This window comes from Paenibacillus sp. GYB004, assembly GCF_036577605.1.
GTDB lineage: Bacteria > Bacillota > Bacilli > Paenibacillales > NBRC-103111 > Paenibacillus_AB > Paenibacillus_AB oceani.
The window spans coordinates 70,850-80,850 of sequence record NZ_JARBDB010000034.1 but is presented as its reverse complement, the minus strand read 5'-3'; the positions used below and the strand labels follow the sequence as shown (position 1 = coordinate 80,850).

Genomic DNA, 10,001 nt, shown 5'->3' with positions numbered 1-10,001 from the left:
CCGCTTCCGCGAGCGCGCTTGCCGCCGCGGCCGCGTCCTGCTGCTTCGCGGCGAGCTGGCGGCGCTTCGCCTCGGCGTCCCGCGCCGCCTTCGCCGCCTGCTCCGCGTACGGCTCGAGCCGCGCCGCCCGCTCGGCGAGCGCAAGCCGCCGCTCGCGCTCAGCCACGTCCTCGCGCTGACGCTCCAGCTCCTCGCGCCTCGCGCGCTTCTGCCCGAGCTCCGCGAACCGGCCGTTCAGCAGCAGCGCCGCGCGGAGCTCGTCCTCCCGCTTCTCGAGGCGGGCCGTCAATTCGCCTTTGCGCTCGGCGCCTGTGCGGGCACGGCCGTCATAGTACGCGGCTTCCTCCGCCAGACCGTCCATCACCTGCGTCGCGTTGCAGGTCGGCTGGCTGAATGTCGCGGCAAGCCCGCTGCCCTCGCGAAGCGGCATCGTCTCCTGCGTCTGCTTCAAGTACACGTCGGCCTTCGACGCCGCCTCTTTATAAGCGTCCTTCAGCTCCCGGTGCTTCTGCTGGAACCGTTCCTCCAGTCTCTGGTACAGACCGGTCCGGAAAATGCGCCGGAGTATATCCTCTTTGTTGTCGGTATCGGAGGTGAGCAGCTTGCGGAATTCCCCTTGCGGCAGCATGACGATCTGACTGAATTGCTCCCTCGTCAGCCCCAGGATCGTCTCCAGCCTCGCATTCACTTCTCCGACAGTGAACCGGTCGACGCATGGCGTCTCTTGGCCCTCTGTCGTTTCGTACAGCTCCGCTTTGCCGCCCGTTTCGCTTTTGTTCGCCCCTTTCCGGTGAGGCAATTGTCTAAAGATCCGGTACGTCCGCGCCCCCGCAGCAAACTCGAAATCAACGGCGGTATGCGTTTCATCGTCGGCAAAATGGCTGCGCAGCATCCGCGGCTCCGCGCGGTCCTCTCCGCTCGCATAACCGTACAGCGCAAAACAGATCGCATCGAAAATCGACGTTTTCCCGGCGCCGGTATTACCGGATATAACGAACAACCGCCGACTCTCCAGCCTATGGAAATCGACCGTCTCCGAATCGCGGTACGGACCGAACGCCTGCATCGTCAGCTTGATCGGTCTCATACGGCGTCCCCTTCCTCTTTGAACACTTCTCCATATGTATCGGCAAACAGCAGCCGCTTCTCCTCCTCGAGCGGCTTGCCTTTCACTTCCTCGTAAAAGGCCGCAAATAGCGCGACTGGATCGGCTTCCCGCCGCCTCTCCGGCGTATTACCCGTTCCTTCGGTGCTTTCAGCCGCATCCTTGGCTCTGACTCCCTCGGGTCTTCGCTCGACGTGAAGCGCATTCGGATAAACCGCCCGTACTTTCTCCATCGGAAACAAAACCGGGTTGTCGTTCGTCAGCGTTACAAATACGTAATCGTCGCAGACGGGATGAGTCTCGATGTCCTGAATCGTTCCCGTTATCCGACGCATATCCCGGAGCGGGACAAGCTCGCGCCGGTCGATCGCCGCCGTGCCTTGCGCGTCCAGCTCGACTACGTAGAAGCATTTGCGGTGCGACTCCTCGGAGATCGAATATTTCAAGGGCGATCCGGCGTACCGGATATTATCCTGCAGCACGTAGTGCGCCTGATGCAAATGGCCGAGCGCCGTATAGTGGAACGACCGGAAATATTCCGCCCGCACATGCTCCGCCCCGCCGATCGAGAGAGGGCGCTCGGAATCGCTCGTATTGTCCTGCGGCTCGCCGCCGGGCGTTACGAACGCGTGCCCGACCAGCACATGGCGTGCCGCCGGGTCCATCGCCGCCTCGATTCGCGTAACCATCGCCCGCATCGCCTCGTCATGGGAACGAATCGACTCGTCTCCGTACAGGTGCCGGACCTGAGCCGGGTCGGCATACGGAACGAGATGAACGTGCACTTCCCCGTATTCGTCCCGCAGCACGACGGGACGCGGTTCCGCCCGCAGCTGACCGGCCAGGTGCAGGCCGCGTCCTTCCATGATCCGGGTCCCGAAGTTCAGCCGGTCCGGACTGTCGTGATTGCCGGATATGGCTAGCACCGGCGTATTCAGGCCGATGACGATTCGCTCCAGCAGCTCGTCCAGCAGCTCGACCGCCTCGGTCGGCGGCACGGCCCGGTCGTACAGATCTCCGGCGATGATGACCGCATCCGGCTTCTCGCGCTCGACCGTATCCACGAGCTGCCGGAGCACGTGTCTTTGGTCTTCCGTCATATATACGCCCTGCACCAGCTTGCCCAGGTGCCAGTCGGCGGTATGTATCAATTTCACGAATCGTTTCCCCCTTGCCTGCTTGCCTTGATCACCTTACTAAATTCGGGATAAACCCGAAGATTCCTGTCCGGACAGGCCAAATTGGGTGTCGCCAATTGTTGCATATTCGGGATAAGAGATGATTGCACTCCTTATTTTGGAGAAAAAACGGGCATGGAGGGAAATAGGTGATGATTGAAGCTCTTATCCTTTCGTTTTTCCCGTCTGAGGGGGTAACAGCCCAGAATAAGGGTCTCAAATAGCTTCTAATATCGTCCAGACGGGTCACATTTAGGAAATAAGAGCTGCTAACGACCTCTATTTAGTTGGCGTGCGATAGTCGGGAAGTCGGCGGTTGTGCCGGGGGGTGCGAGGTGCAGGGTTTGGTGGTCTGGCGTGCGGAGCGAGGGTACAAGGTTTGGGTTTGGGTTTGGGTTTGGGTTTGGGTTTGGGTTTGGTGGGGCTCGGGTTCCGGGGTCAAGGTTCAGGGTGCAGGGCCCGAGGGTAGCCACACCAACCGAAAACGCCGCCCATCGGCGGCGTTCGGCATTTTTTTTCGAGACAGTATAACCTCTTCCTCTTCACGCATCACTTGCTTTTATTGTACCGGTCGTAAGCAGCTTTGTACACTTTCAAATAATCGGCCACGCCCATGTTTTTAACGGTCGTTACGTACTTGTCCCACTCGGAGAACGAGACGGCGCCGGTAATGAATTTCGCTTCCATCTCGGTGATGTACGTCTGGATGTCGCTTCCTTTCGTCTTCATGAACTCTGTCTCTTCATCCGTAAAGTTGAAGTTGTACCACAGCTCCTTGATCGCGTGCGGCTGGGCTTTTTTTCCGGCTTCGACCGATTCCGGCAGCGTCTCGGAGCCTTTGAAATATTTCTCCTGAACATAACCCGGGTAACTTCCGCCCATCCAGGTAACGTATTTGGTCAGCGCCTGATCCATTGTCAAGCCGTTCGGATTTTTCTTGATTTCATCGACGAATTCCAGCTTGCCGTCCGCCGCCTTCGTATAGCTGACGCCTTCCTTGCCCATAAAATAAAACGTGGCGCCTTCGTCCCCGTAGAAATGGTCCATCCATCTGACGGTCGCTTCGATATTTTTGTTTTTGTCCGTAATGACGAATGCACCCGGCCATACCATCGGAACTTTGATGTGCGTATACAGCTGGTCGCCGTGAGGTCCCTTCAAAGCGCCGAGACCGAAATAACCTTCGCCGTTAAATTGCGTTTTCGGATTCGGGTTGATCGTCGCGCCGAGCACGCCTTTGCCGCCTTTGGCATACAGCTGGTTGCCGGTTTGAGTGAAGACGTCTTTGTCGAGCAGCCCTTCGCCGTACAGCTTGTTCATAAACTGAAGCAGCTCTTTGAAATTATCCGTCGTCCGGAAGAAACGCAAATCGTTCGTTTTCGGGTCGATGTCGACATGCTTATGCCCAAGGCCGCGCGTTCCGACGCCCCAAGCTCCCATGATCTGCTCCATGAGCGGGTTGATTCCCGTGCCGCTGTACGGAATTTCATCGGCTTGTCCGTTGCCGTTCAAGTCGGTCGTCTTGACCGCTTTCAGGTACGCGTACAAGTCGTCGATCGTCTGCGGCTCCTTCATATTCAGCTTGTCCAGCCAATCCTTCTTCACCCACAGCGGCGTGCCGATCAGCATCGGAAGAAATTCCGGGCTGTAAAACGACGGGAACGAATAAATATTGCCGTCCGGCATCGTCAGCGCCTTGCGCAAGTCGGGGTATTTGTCCATCAGCTTCTTCAAGTTGGGCGCGTAGCTGTCGATGTAATCGTTCAGTTTGACGAAGACGCCCTGGCCGCCGTATTTCATCAAATCCGAAGCGGGCACCCGCGCCGAATACAAGACGTCCGGATAGTCGCCGTTCGCGAGCGCCAGATTGCGTTTCTCCGTCAAATTCTCGAACGGCACCGTCTGGAAATTAACTTTCACGTTCGACATTTTCGCATATTCGCTCCATACGAGCCTCTCTTCGAACTTGTTGCTTCCGTTCGTAGCCGCCAGGCCGGTGAAGAAGGTCAGCTCGATCGGCTGTTTCACGATCGGCATGCCCGCTTTATTTACATTTTGCGTAACTTCGGTTTCTTTGTTTCCGGATGCGCCGCTCGTTCCGCCTGCCGTTTCTTTGGCCTCTCCGCAGCCTGCGATCAGGATGGCTGTCATAACCGAAGACACGGTCAGCGCCGTCCATTTTTTCCATCTCATGATTCAAGTTCCTCCCTGTGTTGTGCTTCCTATGTTCCTCATCTATTGCCAAAAAGGCGGTCAGCCTTTTATAGCCCCTATCAAAACACCCTTGACAAAGTATTTCTGCAAAAACGGATACAGCAGCAGGATCGGCAGGTTCGCCACGACAACGACCGCATATTTGACCGCCTCTTGATCGAGAAGCGTCTTGGCGTGCGAGCTGTCTCCGGCATTCACCATCTCCTCCATCTGACCCTGTATCAAAATTTCCCGAAGGATCAGCTGAAGCGGGTAATCCTCACGAGCGGTCAAGTAAATTAAGGCGTTGAAGTACGCGTTCCAATGACCGACGCTGTAAAACAAAATCATTACCGCGATAATCGGCATCGACAGCGGGAGCACGACGGACCGTAAAATCCTCATCTCCGAGCAGCCGTCGATCGCAGCCGCCTCTTGAATCTCGCCCGGTATGCTCGATTGGAAAAACGTCCGCATAATGATGATGTTGTATACCGATACCGCGCTGGGAATCACGAGCGCCCAGAACGAATTCGTCATGCCGAGCTGCTTGACGAGCATGTAGGTCGGGACGAGGCCGCCGCTGAAAAACATCGTAAACACCATAACCGCCATCAGCAGGTTGCGTCCCTTCAAATCCCGCTTCGACATCGGATAAGCGGCCATCACCGTCATGACCAGATTGATCGTCGTACCCAGCACCGTATAAAAAATCGTATTGCCGTAGCTATTCAGCAGCTCTTTATTTTCGAACACTTTGCCGTATCCTGCGAACGTAATCTCCCTGGGCACCAGCCACATGTCCCCGTTCAGGACGGCCGCGGGATTGCTGATCGAGGCGCTTAGGACGTAAATCAGCGGATACAGCACGATCAGCGATACGAACACAAGCAAAGTCGCATTCACCGCTCCGAACCATTTATCCCCGTAACTTCGGGCTTCCATCGGTAGTTCCCCCTTGTTAAGCTTCTTGATGCCGTGCGCCCTTTACCAAAGGCTGACCTGGTTGACCTTCCTCGCGATCCGGTTGACCGTAAGGAGCAGAATGAAGTTCACGACCGAGTTGAACAGCCCGACAGCGGCGGAGAAGCTGTACTGCGCCCCGAGGATGCCGCTCCGGTATACGTAGGTCGAGATGACGTCGGAGCCTTCCATATTCAGCGAGTTTTGCATCAGAAACACTTTCTCGAAGCCGACTCCCATCAACGAGCCGAAATTGAGAATCAGCAGGATCACGATCGTCGGCCGGATGCCGGGCAGGTTGACGTGCCAGATCCGCTGCAGCCGCGAAGCCCCGTCCACCTTGGCCGCTTCGTGCAGCTGCGGGTCGATGCCGGAGAGCGCCGCCAAATAAATAATCGAGCTCCAGCCCATCTGCTGCCAGACGCCGGAAAATACGTATATCGTCTTAAACCATGCCGGTTCGGTCATAAAGAAGACCGGCTCTCCGCCTAGCGCCCGGATCGCCATGTTCACGAGTCCGCTGGACGGGGACAAAAACATCATCAGCATGCCGACAACGACGACGGTGGACAAAAAGTGCGGCGCATACGTTACGGTCTGCACGAATCGGCTGAACCCTTTCATCCGTACCTCGTTGATCATCAGGGCGAGAAGAATCGGAATCGGAAAACCGACGGCCAGCTCGTACAAGCTGATGCCGAGCGTGTTTTTGATCAGCCTCCAGAAAAAGTAACTGTCGAAAAATCGCTCGAAATGTTTGAACCCGACCCAAGGGCTGCCCCATATACCTTTCGTCGCGATAAAATCCTTGAAGGCGATCTGAACGCCGTACATCGGCCAGTAATGGAAAATCGCGAAATAGAGGACGACCGGCGTCAGGAGCAAATACAGCTGCCAATGTTTGCGCAGTGCCTTTCTTACTGCGCCTTGCTTCTTGGCTGGAGCTGCGGACATTAGTCCGCGGGCTTGCGCGGGCGCTTGTGCAGGTGTCTGGTTCAACTTGCTGCCTCCGTTTTTTCAGTTGATTTTCATGTCGGTACAAAACAAAAGAAACGCAAAAAAAGCCGGATGAGAAGAAGCGTTCCTGACGGAATCCGCTTGCGTTCTGATCGGGCTTTCTCCACGTCTCAACCCGTATGATATTACTTCCATCATATCGGGTAATTGTTTACGGAATGTTTTCTGTACGCTAAGAAATTGTAAAGGGCATGTTGCCTAGTTATTTGGTTGCTTGCTCTTATCCTTCTCCAGCTCCTGCTTCAGCTTCTCGTCGAGCTGTCTGAGGCCGGTGTTCATATCAACCTTGCCGGAAGCGACATCGTGGAACGACTGGGCCATCAAATTTTGCTGGCTAACCGTAGCAACGTTCGCCGCGCCGGCTTTCCGCTTCGGCGAGTACGGGGCCCATTCCGTGTAATAAAACAGCGCTTTCATGTTTTTGCTTTGCAAATCGGAACGGTCTTTGGCGAATGCGTTCTGAATCTCTTTTTTGACAACTGTCGGCAGCATGCCCTTACGGGAATCCGCCATTTGCACTTCGTCCGATACCATCTCGACGATAACCTGGAAGGCGTCATCTTTATGTTTGCTGGTTGCGGAGATAGACCAGTAAGCGGGTCCCCTCCACACCATGCTTTTCGGTCCGTTCGCATAGGCGGGATACGAGACGATATCCCATTCGATTTCTTTCGGAAACGGGGCGTACTGGCTGTGTTGGTTGATCTGCATGGCCACGTTGCCCTTGTTGAAAACGTTTGCAATCTCATCACCGCTCGTCGGCGCGATTTTGTTGTTCGGCAGCTCGTAAAAGCGCAGGAAGTTGCTGAAGTGCGGCTTCCATTTCTCCGTATCGAACAACTGGTCCGCATTTGGATCCAGAATCGGATAGCCGAACGGATTGTCCCGGAGCATTGCCATAATGTTGGCCGCAAACCCGCGGTAGACGTTGCCCCCTTCAACCCGGCTCATCTTTTTGGCGATATCGTACGCTTCATCCCAAGTCATGCCGTCTTTCGGGTAAGGGACGCCGAACTGGTCGAACAAGTTTTTGTTGTAGGTCAGCACCATCGGGAAGTAGGGGGGATAAGGAAGTCCGTATAACGCTCCGGTCTGTCCCGCATCGATCATCTCCTGAACGAACGGGCCGTTGAATCGCTTCAAGTCGTAATTGTACTTCTTCACATATTCGTTCAGGTCGGTTCCCAGCTTGAGGTCGAGGTAGTTGTTTTTCAGGTTCGGCACGTCGGTCCGGATGAGGTCGGGCGTTTCGCCGCGCGCCACAAGCTCCGGCAGCGAGTTGCCCTTGTCGGGGGATATATATTTGAACGTAATGTAAGGGAACTTTTTCTCCAGGTGCGCCCGGAACCGGTCGTTGAACTCCTCCTCCTTCACGCCGAGCCCGAAGACGGACAACGTGATCGGATCTTTTTTGACTTCCGGCACCGGCTGCGGTTCTCCTGTTTTTCCGGGCTGTCCGTCTTTTCCGCCGCAGGCGGAGACGAGAAGCGCAGTCGCGGCAAGCAGTACCGTCAATCCAATTAATTTGCTTTTCATATTGGTAAGACCCCCCTGATCATAAATGATTGGTTCCGCCTCCGCCCAGTTATTCCGTCTATTCTTGCAAGCTGCACACGGTTCCGGCAATATACCGGATTCCACCCGTTTTGTCGAAATAATAATAGGTCAGCAGGATCGTACCGTCATGAAGCCGCGCCGCACTCGTGTAACCGATGTCGCTACCGCCGCCGTCCTCGCGAACGATCAGCTCCTCGGCCTCCTCGCAGTTATCGCATTCCGGATTCAGCAGAAAGGCGCGTATGCCGAACGGCTCATACCGGTATCCGTAAGAAACGAATACGCCGTCATCGCCGAGGTCCAGCACATGGAATGGACTAGGCGAATAGTGGGCGCGCGGAACCGGCCGGCTCCATGTCAATCCTCCGTCCAGCGACTCCGCTGTATACAGCGGCGAGTTGGGCAAGCCCGGGTTGGCGTCCTTGGACACTTTGGCCGTCCGGATAAAAGCGACCAGCTTGCCGGAAGGCGTGAGGCGCAAGTTCGGCTCGTGAAAATGGTAGCCGTCGCAGCCCGGGATAGCGGATATCTGTGTCCATGTTAAGCCGCGGTCGGGCGATTGCAGCACATAAACGTTGGACACGCCGTTGTCTTGCCCGTACGTCAGCGCCAATACAGAGCCGTCCTCCATCTCCACGCAGTCTCCTTGAATGGCTACATTGGTGCCGGGCAACTGCACGGGTTCATCCCACGTATCCCCGCCATCCGTCGACCGGATCGAGAACGAACCGACCAGCGTCCCCGTCCATTTGCCGTATACGTTATGCGAGAAGCTGCCTTCCGGAACGGGATCTCCCTTCTCCGTCACTTTCCATTTGAAAAACGTGCACATTAGCGTACCGTCCCGCAACACGTGCAGCCGCGGGTCCTGAACTCCGCAGAAGAAATCGTCATACAGGACCGACGGAGCGGAGTCCCAGTTGTTTCCATCAGGCGATTCCAGCTTGGCCGCGAACGAAGCCGGGTCGATATGGCTCACATGCCCGAACGTCTTCTGCCAGTCGGGCGCCCGGCGAAAGGTCATGATGTAGGTCCCGTCCCGGCGCATCGCTATACTCGGGAACGAGTTGTACTGATCGTCCTTGCATACAATCCGATGCTCCACTACACTTAGCTTTTTCATCCGTTTCCACCTTCTCTTCCTGTCTTTTAGTTGCGTTCCATTGTTCGTAAGCGTTTTCTCAAAAGAGGAAAGCCGATCAAGTTGCAGATGCCGACAGACGTCTCCCTTTCATTGAAGCAAATGGATCTTGCAGTGTCCAAACTGGCCCCCTGGTATGTAATCATCTGCGATCTTTTGTGCAACAATAACGAAACTTACTAAACCCACCATTCGTCTCTTATTGTGTTACGTCATATCTAAATGTATTACAACTTAAGTTTATAATGTGAATTCGACTTCTGTCAAGCCTCTCCGATGTATATATTTCCCACCTGGATGTTCAGACTAGATTGTCCTTGCACCGGCTAAGCGAACACAACTTCGGACCTTATAGACTTGCTTCCAAACACAAAAAAACCTCCAATTCCACTTGCCAAACGGCCAGCCAATACGAAAGCCCCTATCCGAAGTTCGAATAAGGGCTTCCTATTAGTCAGACAGATGAAGTCGCTCGTGAAACCTGTTACACGGCCACTTTATTGTAAGTCATGATCCAGATCGAACCGACCACGATAACGAGTACGATAAGCAACCCGAGTATGAGCGCCATCAAGTTAAAGCGAGGCTTGTTCTCTTCCTTCAGGTGCATGAAGAACACGAGCTGAACGAGGAATTGAAGCACGGCCGTCACCAGAAGGACAAGCATCGTTCCCGTTCTCTCCATCAAATCGTTCATGACGACGACGATCGGGATGATCGTCAGCACGATCGATAGCAGGAAACCGATGATGTAAGATTTAAGGGAGCCGTGGCTTTCCTCATGGTGGCCTTCATGACCGTGGCCGCCGTGCCCGTTCTGACTGTGAGCCGAATGCTGCTGCGCCAT

At 55.3% G+C, this 10,001-nt stretch carries 8 protein-coding genes; all 8 read right to left on the bottom strand.

What is annotated here, in order from left to right; all coding sequences use genetic code 11:
- Positions 1-1,087: AAA family ATPase (locus PV433_RS14810; protein ID WP_332072854.1), on the bottom strand; the 1,087-nt coding region annotated here is incomplete at its 3' end.
- Positions 1,084-2,262, bottom strand: coding sequence for an exonuclease SbcCD subunit D (locus tag PV433_RS14805; protein WP_332072853.1), 1,179 nt, complete (start codon positions 2,260-2,262; stop codon positions 1,084-1,086). The genes PV433_RS14805 and PV433_RS14810, both read right to left, overlap by 4 nt.
- Before the next feature lie 570 nt (positions 2,263-2,832).
- Positions 2,833-4,476, bottom strand: coding sequence for an extracellular solute-binding protein (locus PV433_RS14800; protein WP_332072852.1), 1,644 nt, complete (start codon positions 4,474-4,476; stop codon positions 2,833-2,835).
- Between the two features lie 60 nt (positions 4,477-4,536).
- Positions 4,537-5,421: a carbohydrate ABC transporter permease gene (locus tag PV433_RS14795; RefSeq protein WP_332072851.1), complete on the bottom strand. Its 885-nt coding sequence runs from the start codon at positions 5,419-5,421 to the stop codon at positions 4,537-4,539.
- Between the two features lie 42 nt (positions 5,422-5,463).
- Complete coding sequence (locus tag PV433_RS14790) at positions 5,464-6,393, bottom strand: ABC transporter permease (protein WP_332072857.1); 930 nt, start codon at positions 6,391-6,393, stop codon at positions 5,464-5,466.
- Between the two features lie 261 nt (positions 6,394-6,654).
- Entirely contained in the window at positions 6,655-7,992 is a 1,338-nt protein-coding gene (locus tag PV433_RS14785) for an ABC transporter substrate-binding protein (protein ID WP_332072850.1), read from the bottom strand.
- A gap of 58 nt (positions 7,993-8,050) precedes the next feature.
- Positions 8,051-9,136: a sialidase family protein gene (locus PV433_RS14780; RefSeq protein WP_332072849.1), complete on the bottom strand. Its 1,086-nt coding sequence runs from the start codon at positions 9,134-9,136 to the stop codon at positions 8,051-8,053.
- A gap of 502 nt (positions 9,137-9,638) precedes the next feature.
- Entirely contained in the window at positions 9,639-10,001 is a 363-nt protein-coding gene (cyoD, locus tag PV433_RS14775; RefSeq protein WP_190932316.1) for a cytochrome o ubiquinol oxidase subunit IV, read from the bottom strand.

Excerpts from the sequence above, each read along its gene's own strand:
- PV433_RS14800 (WP_332072852.1), bottom strand. The coding sequence starts at position 4,476 with ATGAGATGGAAAAAATGGACGGCGCTGACCGTGTCTTCGGTTATGACA.
- PV433_RS14795 (WP_332072851.1), bottom strand. The coding sequence starts at position 5,421 with ATGGAAGCCCGAAGTTACGGGGATAAATGGTTCGGAGCGGTGAATGCG.
- PV433_RS14790 (WP_332072857.1), bottom strand. The coding sequence starts at position 6,393 with ATGTCCGCAGCTCCAGCCAAGAAGCAAGGCGCAGTAAGAAAGGCACTG.
- PV433_RS14785 (WP_332072850.1), bottom strand. The coding sequence starts at position 7,992 with ATGAAAAGCAAATTAATTGGATTGACGGTACTGCTTGCCGCGACTGCG.
- PV433_RS14780 (WP_332072849.1), bottom strand. The coding sequence starts at position 9,136 with ATGAAAAAGCTAAGTGTAGTGGAGCATCGGATTGTATGCAAGGACGAT.
- cyoD (WP_190932316.1), bottom strand. The coding sequence starts at position 10,001 with ATGGCGCAGCAGCATTCGGCTCACAGTCAGAACGGGCACGGCGGCCAC.